This is a genomic window from Xanthomonas sp. 3058 (assembly GCF_014199765.1).
GTDB lineage: Bacteria > Pseudomonadota > Gammaproteobacteria > Xanthomonadales > Xanthomonadaceae > Xanthomonas > Xanthomonas campestris_B.
Window position 1 is genome coordinate 447009 of the sequence record NZ_JACHOF010000001.1, and the last position, 22839, is coordinate 469847.

Annotated in this window: 18 protein-coding genes; 10 read left to right on the forward strand and 8 right to left on the reverse strand. The window is 66.3% G+C overall.

The features are described from left to right. The first annotated feature begins 386 nt into the window (after positions 1-386). The 8 genes from mutS to GGR61_RS02230 all read left to right on the forward strand — a co-directional run bounded on the left by mutS (position 387) and on the right by GGR61_RS02230 (position 11632). Positions 387-2942, forward strand: coding sequence for a DNA mismatch repair protein MutS (gene mutS / locus GGR61_RS02195; protein ID WP_326520605.1), 2556 nt, complete (start codon positions 387-389; stop codon positions 2940-2942). A 315-nt stretch (positions 2943-3257) separates the two neighbouring features. Further along, positions 3258-3998, forward strand: a complete 741-nt coding sequence (gene aztA, locus GGR61_RS02200; RefSeq protein ID WP_184620312.1) for a zinc ABC transporter ATP-binding protein AztA — start codon at positions 3258-3260, stop codon at positions 3996-3998. Further along, positions 3995-4873 (forward strand): metal ABC transporter permease, encoded by an 879-nt coding sequence (locus tag GGR61_RS02205; RefSeq protein WP_221237230.1) that lies wholly within the window; start codon positions 3995-3997, stop codon positions 4871-4873. The genes aztA and GGR61_RS02205 overlap by 4 nt, the downstream gene beginning before the upstream one ends. Next, positions 4870-5829 (forward strand): metal ABC transporter substrate-binding protein, encoded by a 960-nt coding sequence (locus GGR61_RS02210; RefSeq protein ID WP_184620313.1) that lies wholly within the window; start codon positions 4870-4872, stop codon positions 5827-5829. The genes GGR61_RS02205 and GGR61_RS02210 overlap by 4 nt, the downstream gene beginning before the upstream one ends. Then, entirely contained in the window at positions 5826-6791 is a 966-nt protein-coding gene (locus GGR61_RS02215) for a GTP-binding protein (protein WP_184620314.1), read from the forward strand. Before GGR61_RS02210 ends, GGR61_RS02215 begins: the two co-directional genes overlap by 4 nt. Next, the gene (locus GGR61_RS02220) at positions 6788-7825 is read left to right on the forward strand and encodes a WD40 repeat domain-containing protein (RefSeq protein WP_184620315.1); all 1038 of its coding nucleotides are present in this window, start codon (positions 6788-6790) and stop codon (positions 7823-7825) included. Before GGR61_RS02215 ends, GGR61_RS02220 begins: the two co-directional genes overlap by 4 nt. Positions 7826-7935: 110 nt before the next feature. Then, positions 7936-10131 (forward strand): TonB-dependent receptor, encoded by a 2196-nt coding sequence (locus GGR61_RS02225; RefSeq protein ID WP_184620316.1) that lies wholly within the window; start codon positions 7936-7938, stop codon positions 10129-10131. Further along, complete coding sequence (locus GGR61_RS02230; RefSeq protein WP_326520606.1) at positions 10118-11632, forward strand: hypothetical protein; 1515 nt, start codon at positions 10118-10120, stop codon at positions 11630-11632. The genes GGR61_RS02225 and GGR61_RS02230 overlap by 14 nt, the downstream gene beginning before the upstream one ends. Here the strand turns inward: GGR61_RS02230 and GGR61_RS02235 are convergent, their stop codons facing one another. Continuing rightward, positions 11633-12082 (reverse strand): nuclear transport factor 2 family protein, encoded by a 450-nt coding sequence (locus GGR61_RS02235; RefSeq protein ID WP_184405688.1) that lies wholly within the window; start codon positions 12080-12082, stop codon positions 11633-11635. It lies immediately after the preceding gene. A gap of 575 nt (positions 12083-12657) precedes the next feature. Between GGR61_RS02235 and katG the strand changes: the two genes are divergently transcribed. Further along, positions 12658-14904: a catalase/peroxidase HPI gene (gene katG / locus GGR61_RS02240; protein WP_184405684.1), complete on the forward strand. Its 2247-nt coding sequence runs from the start codon at positions 12658-12660 to the stop codon at positions 14902-14904. Between the two features lie 965 nt (positions 14905-15869). On the opposite strand, the gene GGR61_RS02245 is transcribed toward katG, so the two are convergent. Further along, positions 15870-16277, reverse strand: a complete 408-nt coding sequence (locus tag GGR61_RS02245) for an RNA-binding S4 domain-containing protein (RefSeq protein WP_184620317.1) — start codon at positions 16275-16277, stop codon at positions 15870-15872. Between the two features lie 320 nt (positions 16278-16597). Here GGR61_RS02245 and GGR61_RS02250 point away from each other — a divergent pair, with 320 nt between their 5' ends. Continuing rightward, positions 16598-18073: an MATE family efflux transporter gene (locus tag GGR61_RS02250; protein WP_184620318.1), complete on the forward strand. Its 1476-nt coding sequence runs from the start codon at positions 16598-16600 to the stop codon at positions 18071-18073. Between the two features lie 336 nt (positions 18074-18409). On the opposite strand, the gene rplS is transcribed toward GGR61_RS02250, so the two are convergent. The 6 genes from rplS to GGR61_RS02280 all read right to left on the reverse strand — a co-directional run bounded on the left by rplS (position 18410) and on the right by GGR61_RS02280 (position 22571). Beyond that, entirely contained in the window at positions 18410-18817 is a 408-nt protein-coding gene (rplS, locus tag GGR61_RS02255) for a 50S ribosomal protein L19 (RefSeq protein WP_011036399.1), read from the reverse strand. A gap of 144 nt (positions 18818-18961) precedes the next feature. After that, positions 18962-19720, reverse strand: a complete 759-nt coding sequence (gene trmD / locus GGR61_RS02260) for a tRNA (guanosine(37)-N1)-methyltransferase TrmD (protein ID WP_184620319.1) — start codon at positions 19718-19720, stop codon at positions 18962-18964. Between the two features lie 65 nt (positions 19721-19785). Beyond that, positions 19786-20298 (reverse strand): ribosome maturation factor RimM, encoded by a 513-nt coding sequence (gene rimM / locus GGR61_RS02265; RefSeq protein ID WP_184408682.1) that lies wholly within the window; start codon positions 20296-20298, stop codon positions 19786-19788. A 43-nt stretch (positions 20299-20341) separates the two neighbouring features. Continuing rightward, the gene (gene rpsP, locus GGR61_RS02270) at positions 20342-20602 is read right to left on the reverse strand and encodes a 30S ribosomal protein S16 (protein ID WP_011036396.1); all 261 of its coding nucleotides are present in this window, start codon (positions 20600-20602) and stop codon (positions 20342-20344) included. Positions 20603-20712: 110 nt separating this feature from the next. Then, positions 20713-21510, reverse strand: coding sequence for an aminotransferase class IV family protein (locus tag GGR61_RS02275; protein WP_184620320.1), 798 nt, complete (start codon positions 21508-21510; stop codon positions 20713-20715). After that, positions 21501-22571: a nitronate monooxygenase gene (locus GGR61_RS02280; protein ID WP_184620536.1), complete on the reverse strand. Its 1071-nt coding sequence runs from the start codon at positions 22569-22571 to the stop codon at positions 21501-21503. The genes GGR61_RS02275 and GGR61_RS02280 overlap by 10 nt, the downstream gene beginning before the upstream one ends. Between the last annotated feature and the right edge of the window lie 268 nt (positions 22572-22839).

The window sequence follows — 22839 nt, forward strand, 5'->3', positions numbered from 1 at the left end:
CCCCCCAGTGAGCGCCTGCTGATCGCAGGACAGCATTCGGTAGGGATTTCGCTTCGTCCAGAGGGCTTGGCACGATCGTCGATCGCCCGCCGGGCCCCATGACCGGCCCCCGCTCGACCCATAGCTCAGGGATTTTTCGGTGGGTGGGCTTAAACTTGGAGCCCGCGCCAGCGTGGGGCGGCTCGTGGTTCCGTCATGTCAGCCACTCGCCCGTTTCATGGCGACATTGATTCATCCCGTTTCGAGGGTCGTCGCAACAAAAATCACCGCTCTCGACGCTACCGCCTCTGATTGACCGCCACATCCCGGAAGAACATTTCTTGCAAAGCACTGATCCAAAAGAAAAAACCAAGAACTCCGGTGGGGCTGTCGAGCACACCCCGCTGATGAAGCAATTCTTCGCCGCCAAGTCGGACTACCCCGACCTGCTGCTGTTCTTCCGCATGGGCGACTTCTACGAGCTGTTCTACGACGATGCGCGCAAGGCCGCGCGCCTGCTCGATATCACCCTGACCCAGCGCGGCAGTTCCGGTGGTGCGCCGATTCCGATGGCCGGCGTGCCGGTGCATGCCTACGAAGGCTACCTGGCGCGACTGGTGGCGCTGGGCGAGTCGGTGGCGATCTGCGAGCAGATCGGCGACCCGGCGCTGGCCAAGGGACTGGTCGAGCGCAAGGTGGTGCGCATCGTCACCCCGGGGACGGTCACCGACGAGGCGCTGCTGGACGAACGCCGCGACACCTTGTTGATGGCGATCTCGTGCAGCAAGCAAGGCTACGGCCTGGCCTGGGCCGATCTGGCCGGCGGACGTTTTCTGGTCAATGAAGTGGACAGCGTGGACGCGCTGGAAGCGGAAATCGCGCGCCTGGAACCGGCCGAGTTATTGGTGCCCGACGAAGACAACTGGCCGGAGTTCCTGCGCAGCCGCGTCGGCGTGCGGCGGCGGCCACCGTGGTTGTTCGATGCCGACAGCGGCCGGCGTCAACTGCTGGCGTTCTTCAAGTTGCATGACCTGTCCGGCTTCGGCATCGACGACAAGCCCTGCGCCACTGCCGCGGCCGGCGCGCTGCTCGGCTATGTCGAAGAAACCCAGAAACAGCGCCTGCCGCATCTGACCTCCATCGCGATGGAAGTGGCCAGCGAGGCGATCTCGATGAACGCGGCCACGCGCCGCCATCTGGAGCTGGACACGCGCGTCGACGGCGACACCCGCAACACCTTGCTCGGGGTGCTGGACAGCACGGTGACGCCGATGGGCGGACGCCTGCTGCGGCGCTGGCTGCACCGCCCGCTGCGGCTGCGCGAGGTGCTGGTGCAACGTCACCATGCGGTCGGTAGCCTGATCGACAGCGGCGCCGACGTCGATGTGCGCGAGGCCTTCCGCGCGCTCGGCGATCTGGAACGCATCCTCACCCGCGTGGCGCTGCGCTCGGCGCGTCCGCGCGATTTTTCCACCTTGCGCGACGGTCTGGCGCTGCTGCCGAAAGTGCGCACACTCCTCGCGCCACTGGATTCGCCGCGCCTGCAGACCTTGTTTGCCGAACTCGGCGAACACGATGCCACCGCGCATCTGTTGCTCAGCGCGGTGGCCGAACAACCGCCGCTCAAGCTCAGCGACGGTGGCGTCATCGCCACCGGTTACGACGCCGATCTGGACGAGTTGCGCCGCCTGTCCACCAACGCCGATCAATTCCTGATCGACCTGGAACAACGCGAACGTGCCAGCAGCGGCATCGCCACGCTCAAGGTCGGCTACAACCGTGTGCATGGCTATTACATCGAGATCAGCAAGGGCCAGGCCGAGAAAGCGCCACTGCACTACAGTCGCCGGCAGACGCTGACCAACGCCGAGCGCTACATCACCGAAGAACTCAAGAGCTTCGAGGACAAGGTGCTGTCGGCGCGCGAACGCTCGTTGTCGCGCGAAAAACTGTTGTACGAAGGCCTGCTCGACGCACTCGGCGGCGAGCTGGAAGGCCTCAAGCGCTGCGCCAGTGCATTGAGCGAACTCGACGTGCTGGCCGCCTTCGCAGAACGCGCGCAGGTGCTGGACTGGTCGCAGCCGGAACTGGACAGCGCGGCGTGCCTGCGCATCGAACGCGGCCGCCACCCGGTGGTGGAAGCGGTGCGCGACCAGCCATTCGAACCCAACGATCTGGAGTTGCACGCCGACCGCCGCATGCTGGTCATCACCGGCCCGAACATGGGCGGTAAATCGACCTACATGCGCCAGAACGCGTTGATCGTGCTGCTGGCGCATATCGGCAGCTACGTGCCGGCCAGCCGCGCGGTGATCGGGCCGATCGACCGCATCCTCACCCGCATCGGCGCCGGCGACGACCTGGCGCGCGGGCAATCCACCTTCATGGTGGAGATGGCCGAAACCAGCTACATCCTGCATCACGCCACGCCGCACTCGCTGGTGCTGATGGACGAGATCGGCCGTGGCACCTCCACTTACGACGGCCTGGCACTGGCCGATGCGGTCGCACGCCATCTGGCGCATACCAATCGCTGCTACACGCTGTTTGCCACGCATTATTTCGAGCTCACCGCCCTGGCCGACGAATCGCATGCCGGCGGTAGCAGCGGCATTGCGAACGTGCACCTGGATGCGGTCGAGCACGGCGAGCGCCTGGTGTTCATGCACGCGGTCAAGGACGGCCCGGCCAATCGCAGCTTCGGCCTGCAGGTCGCCGCGCTCGCCGGCTTGCCCAAGGCTGCCGTAACGCAGGCGCGCCATCGTCTGGCCGAACTGGAACAACGCGGCGGCGAAAGCCATGTCGCACAGATGGCGCCGACCGCACTGGATGCGCCGCAGCAGTTCGGCCTGTTCACCGCGCCTTCCTCCGCCGCACAGGAAGCGCTGCAGGCGCTCGACCCGGACGAGCTCACACCCAAGCAGGCACTGGAAGCGCTGTACCGCCTCAAGGCATTGCTCTAGCCCACGCTGCGCACCACCAGACAGCAACCAGCAACACCGCACGCTCGTGGTGCCCGGCCCCGGCACGCCACCGGTCGGCAGCGTTCGTCCACACGCATTGAAAGTTATGTTATATCGTTACATATGCCTGTCCCATCCATTTCCGCCGTCTTCGAACCGCTCCGTCCGCTCCAGTGCAACGCAACCGCCATGCTCTTTCCGTGCCGATGAAGCCCTGCGCCGATCCGCTGCTGGTCGGCGCGGCCACGCGGCTGGGCTGTGCGCTGCTGGCCGCGATGTTGTTGTGGCTGGGCTATGCCTGGGTGACCTGCTGACATGCTGGCCCTGCACACGCTCAGTCTCGGCTACGGCTCTCAGGTCACCCTGCAGGCCCTGAACACGCGCATCGCGCGCGGCAGCCTGACGGCGCTGGTCGGGCCCAACGGCGCCGGCAAGACGACGTTGCTGCGCGCCATCGCCGGGGAACTGGCTCCGCTGGCCGGGCGCATCGAACGCGCAGCCGGTCGCATGTCCTGGCTGCCACAACGCACCGCAGTGGATACGCAGTTCCCGATCGATGTGCGCGGCTTCGTCGCGATGGGCTTATGGCAACGCATCGGCGCCCTGCGCGGACTGACAGTGGCCGACGCCGCGCAACTGGACCAGGCGTTGTCGGTTCTGGGTCTGGGCGCGCTTGGCAGCCGCCCGATCGGCACCTTGTCCGGCGGTCAGCTGCAACGCGCCCTGTTCGCGAGACTGTTGCTGCAGGACGCGGAGCTGATCCTGCTGGACGAGCCGTTCACCGCGATCGACAACCACACCACCGCCGACCTGCTGGCAGTGGTGCATCGCTGGCACCACGAGGGGCGCACCGTGCTGGCGGTGCTGCACGACCTGGAGATGGTGCGGCGGCATTTTCCCGAGACCTTGTTGATCGCCGGTCGCCAGATCGCGCACGGCCCCACCGCCACCGCGCTGAGCGCACACACCCTGGAGCAGGCGCGTAGCGCCGCCGACGCCTTGACCGGGTGCTGGGCAACGCCAGCGCCGTTGCAGCCACACAGTACCGCGCTGTGAGCCTGCCCTGGCAACCGTTCCTGGACTATGTGTTCATGCAGCGCGCGCTGCTGGGATGCACGGCCATCGCGCTCGGCGCCACCCCGATCGGCGTGTTCCTGATCGCGCGTCGCATGAGCCTGATCGGCGATGCAATGGCGCATGCGATTCTGCCCGGCGCGGCGGTGGGCTTCGTGGTGTCCGGGTTGTCGCTGGGCGCGATGACGCTGGGCGGTATCGTGGCCGGCCTGCTGGTAGCGGTGCTGACCGGTGCGGTGTCACGGGCCACGCGGCTGCAGGAGGACGCCTCGCTGGCAGCGTTCTACCTGATCTCGCTGGCGCTGGGCGTGCTGCTGGTCTCGCTCAAGGGCTCCAACGTGGACTTGATGCACGTGCTGTTCGGCAGCGTGCTGGCGCTGGACGACCCTGCGCTGTTCCTGCTGTGCACGATCGCCACGCTCACCTTGATCGTGCTGTCCATGCTGTATCGCCCGCTGGTGCTCGAATGCGTGGACCCGCAGTTCCTGCGCACCGTGGGCCGCAGCAGTCTGCTCACGCATCTGCTGTTCCTGGCACTGGTGGTGCTGAATCTGGTGGCCGGCTTCCAGGCGCTGGGCACCTTGATGGCGGTCGGCATCATGATCCTGCCCGCAGCCACCGCGCGCTTCTGGGCCCGGCGTCTGGCGCCGATGCTGTTGATCGCCCTGGCGGTGGCGCTGCTGGCCTCGGTGGTCGGGTTGCTGCTGTCGTACCGCTTCGACCTGCCCTCCGGTCCCACCATCATCCTGGCCGCAGGCACCTTGTATTTGCTGTCCTTGTTACTCGGCCCGGAAGACAGTCTGGCCGCAAATGCGCGACCGCGCGGGCGACGTGCTGTCGCGGGAGGCGCGCCATGAGCCGGCGCCTGCATGCCTTGCTCGGCATCGGCGTGCTGCTGGTACTGGCGGCGATCGTCGCGTTGTCCAATCGCGAGGAACCGACCGCGCAGCCGCATGGCGCGCAACCGCTGCGCGTGGTGGCCAGCTTTTCGATCCTGGGCGACCTGGTCCGTCAGGTCGGCGGCCCACGCGTCGCGCTGACCACGCTGGTCGGCCCGGAAGGCGATGCACATGTCTACCAGCCCACCCCGGCCGATGCGCGCGCGCTGGGAACCAGCGACCTGGTCTTCGTCAACGGGCTCGGCTTCGAAGGGTGGCTGGACCGACTGGTCCACGCCTCCGGTTACCACGGCACCATTGTGGTGGCCAGCGACGGCGTGGCGCCGCGCCGGCTCGACACCAGTGGCGCGCACGCCGGTCATGCGCATTCCGCACTCGACCCGCACGCCTGGCAGAGCGTGCCCAACGTGGAGCGCTACGTGACCAACATCGCCGACGCACTGTCCAGGGCCGACCCCGGCGGTGCCCGGATTTACCGCGCCAATGCTGCCGCCTACCAGCTGCGCCTGCGTGCACTGCATGCGCAGATCCTGCGCAGCATCGCGGCGCTGCCGCCGCAGCGGCGCACCATCGTCACCTCGCACGATGCCTTCGGCTATTTCGCTGCCACCTACGGACTGCGTTTCGAGGCACCGCAGGGCGTGTCCACCGAGGCCGAGGCGTCCGCCCACGACGTGGCTCGATTGATCACGCAGATTCGGCGCGACGGCGCGGCGGCCTTGTTCGTCGAAGACATCACCGATCCACGGCTCTTGCAGCAGATCGCGCGCGAAACCGGCATCCGTATCGGCGGCACCTTGTATTCGGATGCGCTATCGCATCCGGGCGGGCCGGCGAGCACCTATCTGGACTTGATGCATCACAACCTCACCGCGCTGCTGCAAGCGCTCGATCCTTCCAGGAGTTCGCCATGACTGCCCCGCAGATTCCCGTCACCGTGCTGACCGGCTTCCTCGGCGCCGGCAAGACCACGTTGTTGAACCGCATCCTCACCGAGCCGCACGGACACCGCTACGCAGTCATCATCAACGAATTCGGCGAGACCGGCATCGACAACGATCTGGTGGTCAATGCCGACGAAGAAATCTTCGAAATGAACAACGGTTGCATCTGCTGCACCGTGCGCGGCGACCTGATCCGCATTCTCGATGGATTGATGAAGCGCCGCGACTTCGATGCGATCCTGATCGAAACCACCGGCATGGCCGATCCCGCGCCGGTGGCGCAGACCTTCTACGTCGACCCGGACGTCGCTGCCAGGACCCGACTGGACGCAATCGTGACGGTCGTCGATGCAGTCAATCTCGCCACCCACCTGGACGAGGCGCACGAGACCGCCGAGCAGATCGCCTTCGCCGATGTCGTATTGCTCAACAAGATCGATCTGGTCCAGCCCGCGCAACTGGAGACGGTCGAGGCGCGCATCCGCGGCATCAATCCCTATGCGCGCATCGTGCGCAGCCAGCGCTGCGACGTCCCGCTGGACGAGGTGCTCGGGCTGGCCGCGTTCACCCTCGAACGCGTACTGGAGCTCGAACCGGATTTTCTCGACGAAGCGAAGACCCACGCGCACGAAGACGACATCGGCTCGGTTTCGCTGCAACTGCAGCAACCGCTGGACCCGATGCGTTTCCAGCAATGGTTTGGTGCCCTGCTGCGCGACCACGGCACCGATATCCTGCGCTCCAAGGGCATCCTGGATCTTGCCGGCGAGCCGCGCCGCTACGTCATCCAGGGCGTGCACATGCTGACCGATGGCGACTTTCTCGATGCCTGGCCGCCGGGACAAGCGCGCGTGTCCAAGCTCGTGTTCATCGGCCGTGACCTGGAACGCATGCGCCTGCGCGAAGGATTCAGCGCCTGCGTGGCGGCATGAGCGCGCCGCTGCAACCGCAGGTCGCCGATCAGGAAGCACGGACATCGGCGTCCGGTCTGTCCTTGCGCATCTCCGCGGTCCCGGTTGCCGTTGCCGTCAGCGGTGGACGCCTGGCGACGGCCTGGGGTGACGGCTGTATCCGCAGCTTCGCCAGGCAGCAGGCACCGGACTGCGTGCAGGTGCACGACGGCGCGATCCTGGCCTTGGCCGCAGACGACGCGGGCGGCCTGCTGAGCGGTGGCGACGATGGCGTGTTCGCACGCACGGATGCCGCCGGCATGCAGGTGCTGGCGCGTTTTCCCGGCCAGTGGGTCGAGCATGTCGGCACCAGCGCCGATGGCGGGCATGCGTGCGCGGTCGGTCGCCGCGTGCATCTGTGGGACGCCGCCGGCGACACCCAGGTGCTGGAGCATCCCTCCACGGTAGGCGGCATGGCCTTCGATCGCAGCGGCCGACGCCTGGCGGTCGCCCATTACGGTGGGCTCACGCTGTGGACGCGCAATGCCACCGGCTGGAGCGCATCGTCGTTGCCGTGCCGTGGCAGCCACCTCGGAGTGATCTGGTCGCCGGACGACAGGTACGTGCTGAGCAGCATGCAGGAGCAGGCCGTGCATGGGTGGCGCGTCGCAGATCGGATGCAGCTGCATATCGCCGGCTACCCCGGCAAGGTCAGGCAGTGGAGTTGGGTCGAGCCCGCACCATGGTTGGCCAGCGGCAGCGCAACCGCCGCCTTGCTGTGGCCCTTCGACGGCAAGCACGGGCCGCTGCAGCGCACGCCCCTGGCGCTGTTCCAGGACGACGGCCAGGCCCTGGTGAGCGCCTTGTGCACGCTCCCAGGCCGGCCCACGGTGCTCGCCGGCAAGAGCGACGGCAGCATACTGATCGGCGAGGCGACCACACCGCAGCAATGGCATGTGCTCCGCCATGCCGGCGGCACCGCGCTGGCGCTGCTGGCGGTCCTCCCGCAGCCGTACTGGCTGCTGGCTGCACACGCCGACGGCTCGGTGCTGTGGATGCCCTTGCTGCCGCCATGAGCGCCATCTGCAGATCAACGGTGCCATGGCACGCCTTCCCGCTCGCTCCGCCTTGGCCCCGCGCAATCGCCTGGCCCATTCATCCCCTCGCTCCCATGCCTAGCTCCCCTATGACGCCCCGTTCCCGCCGCGCACACGCCTCGGCGCTGCCCGCCGCCTGGATTGTCTGCTTCGCCGTTGCAATCGCCCTGCCGCCCTGCACTGCCATCGCGGCACAGGGGCCCGATACCACTGCGCGTACGCTGGATGCGATCACGGTCCAGGCCGATGCTCCAGCCATGCCGTTTTTGCCCACTGCCGGGAGACTCGGCCTTTCGCCTGCGCAGACGCCGGCCACACTCGACGCGATCGATGCCGAGGCGATGCAGGCGCGCGGACTGCAAAGCGTCGAACAGGCGGTGACCACCCTGCCCGGCATCACCAGCGGCGGTTCGCCCGGCAACCTGTCCAGCCTGTCGATGCGTGGCTTCAGCGGCGGCCAGATCACGATGCTGCACAACGGCCTGTACCTGGGACCATCAAGCATGACCACGCGCCCGCAGAACAGTTTCAACCTGCAAAGCGTGGAAGTGCTCAAGGGGCCGGCGTCGGTGATCTACGGCCAGGGCGCGATCGGCGGTGCGGTCAACGTGATCGACAAGCAACCGGTCTTCGATACGCCCCGCTACGATCTGCTCGCCGGCGTCTCGCGCTTCGGTGGCCGCGAGGCCGGCCTTGGCGGCGGCGGCCGGCTCGACGATACATTGGCCTATCGCGCCGATATCAGCCGCGTGTCCTCGGACGGCTTCGTGCACGCCGCCGGCTCGGACACGCTCGATCTCAGCGCCGCACTGCTTTGGCGGCCCAGCGCCACGCTGCGCGCGCAGCTGTCGGTGGATTACGCCAACGACCATCCCAGCACCTATTTCGGAACGCCATTGCTGCCCGCCGATGCTGCGCGCGCACCGCTGCACGATGCGCTGCGCAGCGCCGACGGCCGGGTCGTGGACGCAGCCCTGCGCCGCAACAACTACAACGTCGTGGATGCCGACATCGCCTCGCGCCAACTCTGGCCGCAGGCCTGGCTGGAATGGTCGCCGAGCCAGGCCATCCGCGTACGCAGTCTGCTCTATGCCTTCGACGCCTCGCGCCGTTGGATCAACGCGGAGAACTATGCCTACAACGCCAGCAGCGGGCGGATCGACCGCGACCGCTTCTTCGTCTTCCATCGCCAACACCTGTGGGGCAACCAGACCAGCGCGACCATCGACCAGCCGGTGGGCGGTCACGCCAATCGCCTGGTGGTCGGGCTGGACTACAACCGCATGCACTTCGTCCGCGAGCGCGGCTTTCCCGATGGCGACAGCGTCGATGCCGATACGCTGGGGCCGAGCGGTCTCTTCGGCGAGCGCCAGCCGCGGCGCAGTCCGACCCGCTGGACCAACACCGCGCTGTTCGTGGAGGACGCGCTGGACCTGGACGCCCAGCTGAAACTGGTGCTGGGCGGACGCTGGGAATCGCTGGATCTGGACCGTCGCAACTTCACCGCCGACGGTCAGTTCCAGGCCGCCACCAGCTTTTCGCGGCGCTACCGCCCCAACAATGCCCGCGTCGGGCTGGTGTACGCGCTGACCCCGGCGTTGACCCCCTACCTCTCCTACACCACCGGCAGCGATCCGCCCGGTTCCAATATCCTGCTGGTCAATGCCGGCGAAGATTTCGGACTCAGCACCTCGCGCCAGTACGAAGCCGGCGTCAAGGCCGCGCGCAGCGATCAACGCGCCAGCGCCACCCTGGCGCTGTACGACATTCGCCGCGACAACATCCTGAGCCTGACCGCCCAGGACGTGCTCAGCAACATCGGCAGCCAGACCTCGCGCGGCGTGGAGCTTTCGGCGTCGGCCAAACTCACTGAGCAATGGGCAGTGGACGCCAACGTTGCCTATACCGATGCCCGCTACCGCGACTTCATCGACAGCAGTACCGGCACCGACGTCTCCGGCAATCGTCCGCCCAATGTCCCACGCACCGTGTTCAACCTGTGGACCCATCTGGACGCGGTCGGCGCGTTGCCGCTGGAACTCGGGCTGGGCCTGCATGGCGTGGGCACACGCTATGGCGATAACGCCAATACATTGCAGTTGGAGCGCTACGTACTGACCGATGTTTACGCCACCTATCGGCTGACGCCAGCGCTGGCGCTGAGCCTGCGAGCGGACAATCTGTTCGACAAGCGCTACGTGCAGTGGGCCGACATCTCCTATCCGCAGCAGGTGATGCTGGGCCAGCCGCGCAGTTACGCGCTCAGCCTGCGTGGCACGTTCTAGCCGGCGCCTGTGGGCGTGGCTGGCATGGCTGCACCGTTGGTTCGGCGTCGCACTGTGCCTGGCGTTTGCGGTGTGGTTCAGCAGCGGCATCGTGATGCTGTTCGTGCCGTTCCCCGCCCTGCCCGATAGCGCCCGTCGCGCCGGCAGCGACCCATTGGCGCTGGCGCGGGTGCATATCGCGCCGGCCACGGCCCTGTCCATCGGAGGCGGTGGCGACGGCATGCGCTTGATCTCGGTCGCCGGACGGCCGCGCTATGTAATCGATCAGGCCACACTGGTGCGCAGCATCGATGCGCGCAGCGGCGCCCTGCTCGGCATGCTGGACAGCGCGCAGGCACGCACCGTGGCCGCGCGCTTCGCCCATGCGCGGGTCCGCCGGCTGGTCGGCCCGCTGCAGGTGGATCAATGGAGCGTGCACCAGCATTTCGATGCCTGGCGTCCGTTCTACCGCGCAGAACTGGACGATGCCGCAGGCACCGAGCTGTACGTGTCCGCACGCAGCGGCGAGGTGATGCAGCGTACCCGCGCCAGCGAACGTCGCTGGAACTGGCTGGGCGCCATTCCGCACTGGCTGTATTTCACCGTGCTGCGCCACGACTTCGGTGCCTGGGATCGCACGGTCTGGTGGGTGGCATTGGCCGCACTGATCGGCGCGGCGTCCGGCACGCTGCTCGGCCTGTACCGGACATGGCAGATCCGGATGCGGCGGCGCGCGGGCTGGTCGGCCTTCGGTGGCGTGCTGCGCTGGCACCACGGCCTGGGCCTGGGCGGTGCGGCGATCGTGCTGGTGTGGATCTTCAGCGGCTGGCTGTCGATGGACCACGGCAGGCTGTTCTCGCGCGGTCAACCGTCACCGCAAGCAGTGAGGCGCTATGCGGCCGACTCGTTGCAACACGCACTGGCCGGCGTCGCGCCTGACGCACTGCAACCGCTGGACGGCAGCGGCGAGATCGCTTTCAGCGTCGTCGGCGGGCATGCATGGGCAAGCGGCCGTGGTGGAGCCGGCGACAACGCCACCCTGGGACTCGCCTCTGCCCCGGCGGCCACGTACCGCCTGTCGTCGCAGGCACGGCGCGCGGCGATTGTTGCCGCAGCGGCCCAAACATGGCCGCTGACGGCCGATCCAGGCGGCAGGCAGCCACGGCCCAACGAGACGCTCTATCGGGAGGCCGATGCCATTGCTGACGATGCCGTGCGCGTGGCACTGGCCTCGCCGCAGGGCGCCGCGCTGTACTTCGATTCGCAGACAGGCCGACCGCTGCTGCAACTGGACGCAAGCCGCAAGGCGTATGCATGGCTGTACTTCGCGCTGCACACCACCCGGGTACCTGGACTGATCGCCTATCCACGCTTGCGCCTGGCGTTGCAACTCACGTTGCTGGCAATCGGCTGGTGCCTGAGCATCACCGGCATCGTGCTGGCCTGCAAAAGGCTGCGTTTGTGTGCACAGCAGCGGTCGTCCACTGCCCCGAACGATCGTCGGGGACAGCAAGGGAACTGACTAGACGCCTTCGGACGCACGCGACGAGTGGTGACCGGTGATCAGCCACTGGCCATCGATCTCCTCGAAGGTAAACAGAAAGCGGGCATTGACCGGTTCGGACACGCCATTGCGTTCGAACACGAAGGTATACAGGCCGCCGATCACCACCGTGCCCAATCTGGCGCTGACCCGCTTCTTCTGCACGGTAATGCCACAGCTCAAGCCATCGACGGCCAGGAAGGATTCGAAATAGGCGCGGCGGTCCTCGTAACGACCGCGGATATCGTCGGACAGCGTCGGGACCAGGATGGCGTCGTCCGCGTAGAGCGCGAGCAATGCATCGATATCGCGCCTGCCCACGGTTTCCGCCCAACGCAGCAGCACCTTTCCGGCCTCGGTCAGGCAAAAGGCGGCAGTGCGTGCGGCAACGGCGGGTTGGAAGTCGGCAACGGCGGCATCGGTGGTCATCGGTGGTTCCTTTCGCAGCAAGGGCAGGGGCGGCCGGCAGTCGCCGGATACAATTGTTACATTATAACAATTTGACGTGAGCGCGATGCGAGGAACCGTGTCGTCTCGGCCGTACTCGTTCTATCCCCGCCTTTGCGACGCGCCAGACAGCTTTCCCCACCGAACCGGCGCCATGCTCCATCACGCAGCCGCCCTGAAGGGAGAGGCCCATTCCTTGCTGCAGATCGTCGCCGGTGTGCGGATTCGTGAAGGCATGCAGTGGATCGAACCAAATCGACGTGCTGCAATATGCAACGTCGATGCTGCGAATGCGCCGCGCCAAGCAGGCAGATCCATAGCTAGAAACTATCGAAGCAGTAATATCATTCTAATTCCGCAAATCGAGGCGACGTTTTATGGTGACCAGATGGACTAGAAGAGCCCGCCAGATGCGCCAACCCGCCCGATCGCTGCCCTTCCCGTCTTCACCACATCGCCGCTGATCTCGATCCATTCGTCCAGCGCTCTCTTCGCCCGCATGCGCCAGCCGCCTCGGCGCGCCACTCCCCAAGTGCACACGCACACAGGTAACCGCCATGACCACCGAAGCAAAGTGCCCCTTCAACCACGCCGTCGTCGGCACCGGCACCACCAACCGCGATTGGTGGCCCAAGCAGCTGCGCGTGGACCTGCTCAGCCAGCATTCGAGCAAGTCCAACCCGCTGGGCCAAACCTTCAACTACGCCGAAGCGTTCAAGCGCATCGATCTGGCAGCACTCAAGCAGGAACTGCGTGCGCTGATGACCGACTCGCAGGACTGGTGGCCGGCCGACTTCGGCCATTACGGCCCGCTGTTCGTGCGCATGGCCTGGCATAGCGCCGGCACCTACCGCATCGGCGACGGGCGTGGCGGTGGCGGTCGCGGCCAGCAGCGTTTCGCGCCGCTCAACAGCTGGCCGGACAACGTCAGCCTGGACAAGGCGCGCCGCCTGTTGTGGCCGATCAAGCAGAAATACGGCCAGGCGATTTCCTGGGCCGACCTGATGATCCTCACCGGCAACGTCGCGCTGGAAAGCATGGGCTTCAAGACCTTCGGCTTTGCCGGCGGCCGCGAAGACACCTGGGAACCGGATCAGGACCTGTACTGGGGCCGCGAAACCAAGTGGTTGGGCGGCGACGATCGCTACGCGCACGGCTCGCCCGGTGTGGACGAAGCGCATGGCGTGCTGGTGAAGGACGACGACAGCGAAGTGCCGCACACCCGCGATCTGGAAAACCCGCTGGCCGCCGTGCAGATGGGCCTGATCTACGTCAATCCGGAAGGCCCGGACGGCAAGCCCGACCCGATCGCGGCCGCGCGCGACATCCGTGACACCTTCGCGCGCATGGCGATGAACGACGAAGAGACCGTGGCGCTGATCGCCGGCGGCCACACCTTCGGCAAGACCCACGGCGCAGGCCCGGCCGACAACGTCGGCGCCGAGCCGGAAGCCGGCGAGCTGGAAAGCCAGGGCCTGGGCTGGCACAACCGCTACGGCAGCGGCAAGGGCGCCGACACCATCACCAGCGGCCTGGAAGTCACCTGGACCACCACGCCCGCGCAGTGGAGCAACGACTTCTTCGACCACCTGTTCAAGTTCGAGTGGGAGCTGAGCAAGAGCCCGGCCGGCGCGCACCAGTGGGTGGCCAAGAACGCCGACGCCATCATTCCCGATGCGCACGACGCGTCGAAGAAGCATCGCCCGACCATGCTGACCACCGATCTGGCGCTGCGTTTCGATCCCGCCTACGAGGCGATCTCGCGTCGCTTCCACCAACACCCCGACCAGTTCGCCGATGCCTTCGCCCGCGCCTGGTTCAAGCTCACTCACCGCGACATGGGCCCGCGCTCACGTTATCTGGGCGCGGATGTACCGAGCGAAGAACTGCTGTGGCAGGACCCGGTGCCGGCCGTCGACCACGCTCTGATCGATGCGCAGGACGCAGCCGCACTCAAGCAGGCCATCCTCGCCTCCGGCTTGAGCGTGGCGCAATTGGTGTCCACTGCATGGGCCTCGGCGTCGACCTTCCGTGGCTCGGACAAGCGCGGCGGTGCCAACGGGGCACGCATCCGCCTGGCACCGCAAAAGGATTGGCAGGCCAACCAGCCCGAGCAGCTCGCCAAGGTGTTGGCCGCGTTGGAACGCATCCAGGCCGATTTCAACGGCAGCCAATCCGGCGGCAAGAAGGTCTCGCTCGCCGACCTGATCGTGCTGGCCGGCAATGCCGCGGTCGAACAGGCTGCACACGCCGCCGGCCACAGCGTGACCGTGCCGTTCGCGCCAGGCCGCACCGATGCCTCGCAGGAACAGACCGATGTCGACTCCTTCGCCGTACTCGAACCGGTGGCCGACGGCTTCCGCAACTTCGCCAAGCGCCGCTACGCCGTGCCAGCGGAAGCCTTGTTGATCGACAAGGCGCAGCTGCTGACCTTGACCGCACCGGAGCTGACCGTACTGGTCGGCGGCCTGCGCGTGCTCGGCGCCAATGTAGGCGACTCCACGCATGGCGTGTTCACCACCCGCCCCGGCGTGCTGAGCAACGACTTCTTCGCCAACCTGCTCGACATGCGCACCGAGTGGAAGGCCACTTCCGAAGCGAAGGATCTTTACGAAGGCCGCGACCGCAGCACCGGCGAACAGAAGTGGACCGGCACGCGTGTGGACCTGGTGTTCGGCTCCAACTCGATCCTGCGCGCCGTTGCCGAGGTCTATGCAAGCGCCGACGCACAGGAGAAGTTCGTCCACGACTTCGTCGCGGCCTGGACCAAGGTGATGCAGCTGGATCGTTTCGATCTGGCGTGAGTCGCAAGGTGCGCGCTTTCATGCGTGCGCCTGCAGCTTTGGTGAACCACGCAAAGACATCGACTCAGCGCACTGAAAAACGCCCCGGAGCGCTGGGCAATGCTGATCACGGGGGAGCGGCTGACGAAACCATCTCGTGACCATCCGGCGGGCGCCGCCATCGCTAGATGCAGCGTGTGCAACGCGCACATGCCGCCTCTGTGTATGCCGGCGGCACCTATCTGTCCATTGTTCGCAACACATTGTCAGGCACTGCCACTTCAAGATCGTGAGATCTCGCGGGTCTTGAAGAGATTGGTCGGTGCGGAGAGTTCAATGGTAGAGCCGCTGATCTGCGGCTTGGCTGCATGGCTCTTGCGCCCGCCTACCATCGCGGGACACGCCGCCAGTACGTCTCTGTGGGCTCTTATGCGGCATCCATGCCGCATAAGAGCCCGCAACGGTAGGCGGGCAAGGACCGGCCTTGATGGTCGGTGCGCATCTGCAAGCAATGCAGCAACGGCTTTTATTCGCTTGCACTCATGGAGTTGTAGGCCTGCACATCAGGTCGAAGCAACCGCCAGATGCCGCTTTCCGCCCAGCAATCGACCACCTCTCTGGTGCGGTGTCCTCGCCGCTTGCGGGACCCTGTGGCGGCATGGATGCCGCCACGGAGCCTCCACGGACGGATTCACGGCGTGTCCCGCGAGCGGTGAGGACACCGCGCCCTCGACCAACGCGGCTTGGCCCCCCAGCCGGCACTAAACGTGGCCAACAAAACCTGCGTGACTGCTCGCCAGGTTTTGTTGGCAGCACTCAAGCATCTGATCGATGGTTTTCGCAACTGCATGCATTCGCAGAGCGCAATACAAATCGGCGCTTCCCATCGCGCTAGGGAAGCGCGATTTTTTCTTCAGTGAACAGCATGACCAGCACCCAAGATTTTTGTTTCTCTCATCCAATCGCAGCAAAACAACCACGCACCGCTACAGCGCGTCGATATCGCCCAGCGCGTTGATCAGCCGGCGGGCACGCTTGTCCGGCTTGCCCTCGGGTGCGCGATAGCCGGTGCGTTCGGCGGCGCGCTGCAGCCGCCATTGCGAGCGGGCTTCTCGGGAGGCATCGCTTTCCACGTACAGCGCCTGTGCGACCGGTGCAGAGCCGCGCACATCGCTCAACGCCGCGACGGTGATCTCGAAGATCTCGCCGCCACGGTCGATGCGCAATTGCTCGCCGCTGCGCAACGTACGCGAGGGCTTGGGTCGCTGGCCGGCGACATCCACCTTGCCGTTGTCCACCGCCGTCTTGGCCAGGCTGCGCGTCTTGAAGAAGCGTGCCGCCCACAGCCAGACATCCAGCCTGACCGTCGTCGCTTGTTCCACCAGTTGAGTCATCGGGTTGTGCTTGCCGTGGGTTCAATGGGCTGCAGGCCGGTGTGGTCATCGCCGCTGCATCGGCGCGTCATAACGGGCTGCACTGAGCGAAAAATATTTGGGCAACCTCGTCGAAACTCAAGCGCCACCGCCAGCCAGACCAAGCCTGCCTGCCACACACTGGCTGACCGATACAGGCAGAGCTGCATAGCGCGTGTGGTGCCCGTGGCATCGGCCTAGCGAGCTCGCTCTTCCATGGCTGTTGAGATTCGCAAGGCGACCGCACACCTCGCACATGCCAATGCTAGTGTTCGCAGCTTCCGCACCACGGCGTGTCTGCGATGCCCAAATCCGCTGTCCTGACCGAAGGCCCGATCGGCAAGAATCTGCTGCTGTTCGCGATGCCGATCCTGGCGGGAAACATCGCCCAATCGCTCAACGGTTCGATCAATGCGATCTGGGTGGGCCGCTACCTCGGCGAGGCGGCGCTGACTGCGGCCGCCAATGCCAACAGCATCATGTTCTTCCTGATCGGCTCGGTGTTCGGTATCGGCATGGCCTCGACCATCCTGATCGGCCAGGCGATGGGCGCGCGCGACATCGCCCAGGCGCGCAAGGTCATGGGCACCAGCGCCAGTTTCTTCGGCGGGCTGTCGGCAGTGATCGCGGTGCTCGGCTGGTTTCTGGCGCCGCATCTGTTGACCGCGATGGGCACGCCGGCGGCATCGCAAACGCTGGCCGAGGCGTACCTGCGGGTGATCTTCCTGGCCATGCCGCTGATCTATGTGTTCGCGTTCCTGTCGGCGGCGCTGCGCGGCACCGGCGATGCCCGCACGCCGTTCCGCTTTTTGTTGGTGTCGGTGGTGCTGGACATCGTATTCAACCCGCTGCTGATCTTCGGCCTGGGCCCGTTTCCGGCGCTGGGCATCGCCGGTGCGGCCTGGGCCACGTTGCTGGCGCAGGCGGTGGCGCTGGGCGGTTTGCTGCTGTATCTGCGCAGCAAACGTCATGTCCTGTGGCTGGGGCGCGGCGATCTGCGCCTGTTCCGCATCGCGCCGACGATCCTACGCGCGCTCATCGTCAAAGGCGTGCCGATGGGCCTGCAGATGGTGCTGATTTCCTTGGCCATGATCGCGATGATGACGCTGGTCAATGGCTTCGGTACCGACACCGCAGCCGCTTACGGCGCGGCGCTGCAGCTATGGACCTATGTGCAGATGCCGGCGATGGCGCTGGGCGCTGCGTGCTCGACGATGGCCGCGCAGAACGTGGGCGCCGGTCTCTGGAACCGTGTCGATGCGACCGCGCGTACCGGTATCGTCGCCAACGTCCTGATGACCGGCGTGCTGATCGGACTGTTGATCCTGTTCGACCGCTGGACGCTGGCGCTATTCCTGCCCGCCGACAGCCCGACGCTGGAGGTCGCGCGGCATCTCAATCACATCGGTATCTGGTCGTTCCTGCTGTTCGGCGTGAGCTTTGTGATTTCCGGCGTGGTGCGCGCCACCGGTGCGGTGATCCCGCCACTGCTGATTCTGGCGTTCGGCCTGTGGGGAGTGCGCGTACCGCTGGCGAACGTCTTGATTCCGCATCTGGGAGCCGATGGCATCTGGTGGAGCCTTCCGATCAGCTCGGTGTGCTCGATGCTGCTGTCGCTGGCGTATTACCGCTGGGGCGGCTGGCGCAAGGCACGCATGCTGGCCACGCCTGCAGATCCTTCGGCACTGGCTGCCGCCGCCGAAGTGCCGGCGCATCCGGCGTCACCGATTGCAGATACGGCGCCAATCACGGATGTGCCGCAGCCGCGCCAGCGCTGACGTCGGCTGGCAGCACGAGCGTGGCGCTGCCACAACGGCTGACATCACGCCTGGTCGAAAGCAGCAGGAGGATGCCCTGTTGAGATGATCGATGCAGCGTACAGGCGCTTGGTGGTTCATCGACGACCTGCCAGACCCAGGTAACGCTAGCGGGCAGCTGCCAGGAGGTCTTTCCCACTAGCAACAACCACGCGCTCGCCTACCCCGCGCACCTCACGCACGCACCACCGTCAAATCCCCAATCCCCAATCTCGATTCCCTAATCCCGATTCCCACAACGCAAACGGCCGCCCGAAGGCGGCCGTTTGGCAATGGCAGGACAAGCCTGCCAGTGACTTACTCAGCCTTGGCAGCAGCCTGGCGAGCGGCCTTGGCCTGTGCAGCGGCGGCCAGATCTTCCTTGATGCGGGCAGCCTTGCCTTCCAGACCACGCAGGTAGTACAGCTTGCCGGCGCGCACCTTACCGCGACGCTTCACTTCGACCGAGTCGATGATGGCGCTGTGGGTCTGGAACACGCGCTCGACGCCAAAGCCGTGCGAAATCTTGCGCACGGTGAATGCGGAGTTCAGGCCGGCATTCTTGGTACCGATCACCACGCCCTCATAGGCCTGCACGCGCTCGCGGTTGCCTTCCTTCACCTTGACGTTCACCACGACGGTGTCGCCCTGGTTGAACTCCGGCAGCTGGCGCTGGATCTGGGCGGCTTCGAAGTCAGCCAGGATGGTCTTGTTGAGTTTGCTCATGGTGGGCACCGCGTGTCTGGTGATATTGGACCGGCAGTCGCCGCACGGCGATTGCTCGAGGTTCGTAGGAGGGCCAAGCGCAGGGCTGGCCAGCAAGCCGCATATTGTACCCCAATCAATCTTGCAAGAGCTAGGGGTGAGCCCTTATTTCTCGTCGTCCGGGGCGAGTTCGCGGCGAAACTCGTCCAGCAGACGGCGATCGTTCTTGTCCAACCCGGCCTCATCGAACAGGTCCGGGCGACGCAGCCAGGTCCGGCCCAGCGACTGCTGCCGGCGCCAGCGCGCAATCGCGCCGTGGTTGCCCGAGCGCAGCACGTCCGGCACATCGCCCCAGTCGTGGGTCGACGGATGGCTGTAGTGCGGGCAGTCGAGCAGCCCTTGCGGGCCTTCGAAACTGTCCTGGGCTGCGGATTCGGCGTCGTTCAACACCCCCTCCTGCAACCGCGTCACCACATCCACCAGCACCGCTGCGCCCAATTCGCCGCCGGACAACACGTAGTCGCCGATGGAGATTTCCATATCCACCGCCTGCGCCAGAAACCGCTCGTCCACGCCTTCGTAGCGCCCGCACAGCAACACCATGCGTGGCAACTGCGCCAGCTCGCGAGCGAGCGGCTGGGTCAACGGCCGCCCCTGCGGGCTGAGATAGATCACCGGCGCCGGACGCGCGTCTGCCGCCTGCACCGCGTCCAGACAGGCCCGCAGCGGCTCGATCAACATCACCATGCCGGGCCCGCCACCGAACGGACGATCGTCCACCCGGCGGTAATTGCCCTGCGCATGATCGCGCGGATTCCAGCCCTGCAAGTCCAGCAAGCCACGCTCCTGCGCCCGCCCGACCACGCCGAACGCCGCGCATTGCGCGATGAACTCGGGGAACAGGCTGATGACGTCGATGCGCACTGGAGAATCGGGAATCGGGATTGGGGAATGGGTAGAGCAAGAGCGGAGCCGGGGCACCGCTTTGATCAGAAATCCGGGTCCCAATCCACCACGATCAAGTTGGCGTCGAAGTCGACCGACTTGACGAAATCCGGCAGCACGAACGGCACCAGCCGCTCGCGATCGCCGCGCACCACCATCACGTCGTTGGAGCCGGTGGAGAACAGATGCGAGACCGTACCGAGCTTGACGCCCTCGACGGTTTCCACCTGCAGCTCTTCCAGATCCACCCAATAATATTCATCGGGCTTGGGCGGCGGCAGCACGCTGCGCGAGACGTAAATCTCGGTTCCGTGCATGGCTTCGACGGTGTCACGGTCACTGACGTCGGGGAACACCGCAATCAGATTCTTGCCCTGATCGCGTCCACGTACGCCACTGACGACCGACTCCTGCCCCGAGGGCGTCCGCACGATCCACGGTTGGTACCGGAAGATCGCGCTACGCGGCTCGGTCCAGGATTCGAGCTTGAGCTCGCCCTTGACACCAAAAGCGCCGACAACCCTGCCCAGCAGGATACGGCGCTCGGTCGGTTTCATCTGCGTCAACTAGGCCGGGCGATACATGCCCGGCCCTCCCGGATCAGGCCGCAGCGGCCTGGGACTTGGATGCTTCGCGATACAGGTTACGCACCTTGTCGGTCAGCTGTGCACCCTGGCCGACCCAATGGTCGACGCGTGCGACGTCCAGCACGACGCGCGGTTCTGCGCCCTGTGCAACCGGGTTGTAGTAACCCAGACGCTCGATGTTGCGGCCGTCGCGCGCGCTGCGCACGTCGGTCACGATGATGTGGTAGAACGGACGCTTCTTGGCGCCGCCGCGGGTCAGTCGAATCTTGACCATGGTGTCGTTTTCCTGAGTTGCCCAGTCGCCAGAAGTGGCGCGGTAAGCCGGCGATTATAGCGGGCTCCGGCGGCGAAGCCAAGCCACCCGGCGCCCGCACGGCAGATCGCTCAGATCGCTTGCCAGGCATGGGTCTGCAGGGCCCGCTCCAGCAACGGCAACTGCGCGGCATGCGGCCCCCAACGCGCCGGCCCCAGCGCCACGATGGCCTGCTGCCCCCGTGCATTGCAGGCGAATGCGCCATCGAAACGCTCCAGCTCGCCCAGCTCCACCGGGCGGCTGATCTGGGCGATACCCAGCGTGTTCAGCCCGGACTGCAGCAACTGCTGCCGGGTCCCCAGCAGTGCCGGCCCCTGCGGCCAGACCAGCCCGCCGCGCTCCCACAGGCCCAGATTCCAGAACGCGCCCTCCAGCACCCTGCCCTGCCGGTCCTGCAGCGCCACATCGTCGTGGTCGGCCTGCATGGCCAGCCGGCGCAGATGCAGCAGCGGAAACGTGCCGACATGCTTGAGTTCCGGCCGCTCGCGTACGTAATCGGTCACCTGCACGCGCAGCCCGGTGTCGGGCATATCCGCCGGCGGCGAGATGGCGACCAGCACATCCAGTGCGACCTCGCGCAATGGGTCGCGGAAATCGTAGTCGGGCGCGAACACGGTGACGCGCAGGCTGGCATCGGCCATGGCCGATGCCAGCAGCGCGGCGTGCAACTGCACCCGCAGCTGGTCCGTTTCCAGTTCCTGGCCGAACAGCGCGCGGCTATCTTCCTGCAGGCGATGCAGATGCAGGTGCAGCCCCAGCGTGGCACCGTCGCGCACCTGCAGCGTGGTGAAGTGGCCGTAGTTGATCAGCGCGGCAGCGCCCAATTGCTGTGCCGTCGCCGGAGCGCCGTTGCAGAAGATCAGCGACATGACAGCACCTGTGCTTCCGCCCACCACTGGGCGACCAATTGCGCGGCCGGCTGTGCAGGCGCCATCCAGGCCGATTGCCCGGCCCAGGCCTGCATGGCGTCCAGGCGGTTGTCGCGCGTCGCGGCCTGACGCATCGGCGCGGTCACTGCGCGCTGTACCGGATACGGGGCTGGTGGCGGCGAATCCGCAGCAGCGGCAGCACGCACATACGGGGTGGCGAGCGCACGCCCCAGCCGGCCGGAAAATGCGCGGGTCGGCTGGGTCTGTTCCGGTTCGGCCTGGGCCAGGGCGTCGGCCCAGGCGCTCGGCAGCGCCGCCTCGGGGGTGCGCAGCAAGCCGGTGCCGATCTGTACGGCGCTTGCACCCAGCATCAGCGCTGCGGCAATGCCGCGCGCATCGGCGATGCCGCCTGCGGCGATCACCGGGATATCCAGGTGATCGACCAATCGCGGCAACAAGGCAAACAGCCCGGTCATCTGCCGCTCGGCACGACCGGCGTCGAACGCACCGCGATGCCCGCCGGCTTCGGCGCCCTGCGCGACCACCGCATCGGCACCGGCCGCCTGAGCCGCACGCGCTTCGTCCAGCGTCGTCGCGCAAGCGAACCAGGCGATGCCGGCGCGCTTCAGGCGTGTCACCTGATCGGGCCGAAAGACGCCCATGATCGAAGATGCGACCGCAGGACGAGCGGCGAGCAAGGCCTCGAACTGGGCATCGAAGTCGGCCGGTGTTGCATCGCCCGCCGCCTCGGGAACCGGCGGCCCCCACTGCGATAGAAACTCGCGCACGCGCGCCTCGGCATCGGCATCGCGTACAGGTGCCGGATCGGGAATCCACAGATTGATCTGTGCAGGCCCCGCACTCGCGTCACGAAACGCCGCCATCCACGCCACGATGTCCTGCGGCTGCGACAGCACCGCGCCCATGGCGCCCATGCCGCCAGCGTTGGCGACAGCGACCGACAACGGCACCGGGCAGGCGCCGGCCATGGGGCTGAGCAGGATCGGCAGGCCTAAACCGAAACGCTGCTGGAAGGCGTCGATATGCGAAAACGAACCCATCGTGCGCGGCCTGGAATGATGAGACGTCATGGTAACCGCCGGTGCATCCGGCGCGCGCGCAGCATGGCGATCGACCAACGTCCGTCAGTTACCGCAGTGGCAACGGCAGGACGCGACATAGCTTGATCGACAGCGTGTTGATCGACGACGCTTGCGCGTGCGTCGGCACGCTGATCGATCCGACCATCCGCATCATCACCAGCCACGCCACCGACACTGCCGGCAGCAGCACGATCTAGCCAGTGGTCGACTGCAGCGCCCGCATGAT

Bases quoted from the DNA above. Each gene is read 5' to 3' on its own strand.
- rpsP (WP_011036396.1), bottom strand. From the start codon at position 20,602: ATGGTCAAGATTCGACTGACCCGCGGCGGCGCCAAGAAGCGTCCGTTC.
- GGR61_RS02215 (WP_184620314.1), top strand. From the start codon at position 5,826: ATGACTGCCCCGCAGATTCCCGTCACCGTGCTGACCGGCTTCCTCGGC.
- aztA (WP_184620312.1), top strand. From the start codon at position 3,258: ATGCTGGCCCTGCACACGCTCAGTCTCGGCTACGGCTCTCAGGTCACC.
- GGR61_RS02210 (WP_184620313.1), top strand. From the start codon at position 4,870: ATGAGCCGGCGCCTGCATGCCTTGCTCGGCATCGGCGTGCTGCTGGTA.
- GGR61_RS02225 (WP_184620316.1), top strand. From the start codon at position 7,936: ATGACGCCCCGTTCCCGCCGCGCACACGCCTCGGCGCTGCCCGCCGCC.
- GGR61_RS02280 (WP_184620536.1), bottom strand. From the start codon at position 22,571: ATGGGTTCGTTTTCGCATATCGACGCCTTCCAGCAGCGTTTCGGTTTA.
- GGR61_RS02245 (WP_184620317.1), bottom strand. From the start codon at position 16,277: ATGACTCAACTGGTGGAACAAGCGACGACGGTCAGGCTGGATGTCTGG.
- GGR61_RS02275 (WP_184620320.1), bottom strand. From the start codon at position 21,510: ATGTCGCTGATCTTCTGCAACGGCGCTCCGGCGACGGCACAGCAATTG.
- rimM (WP_184408682.1), bottom strand. From the start codon at position 20,298: ATGAAACCGACCGAGCGCCGTATCCTGCTGGGCAGGGTTGTCGGCGCT.
- rplS (WP_011036399.1), bottom strand. From the start codon at position 18,817: ATGAGCAAACTCAACAAGACCATCCTGGCTGACTTCGAAGCCGCCCAG.
- katG (WP_184405684.1), top strand. From the start codon at position 12,658: ATGACCACCGAAGCAAAGTGCCCCTTCAACCACGCCGTCGTCGGCACC.
- GGR61_RS02235 (WP_184405688.1), bottom strand. From the start codon at position 12,082: ATGACCACCGATGCCGCCGTTGCCGACTTCCAACCCGCCGTTGCCGCA.
- mutS (WP_326520605.1), top strand. From the start codon at position 387: ATGAAGCAATTCTTCGCCGCCAAGTCGGACTACCCCGACCTGCTGCTG.
- GGR61_RS02220 (WP_184620315.1), top strand. From the start codon at position 6,788: ATGAGCGCGCCGCTGCAACCGCAGGTCGCCGATCAGGAAGCACGGACA.
- GGR61_RS02250 (WP_184620318.1), top strand. From the start codon at position 16,598: ATGCCCAAATCCGCTGTCCTGACCGAAGGCCCGATCGGCAAGAATCTG.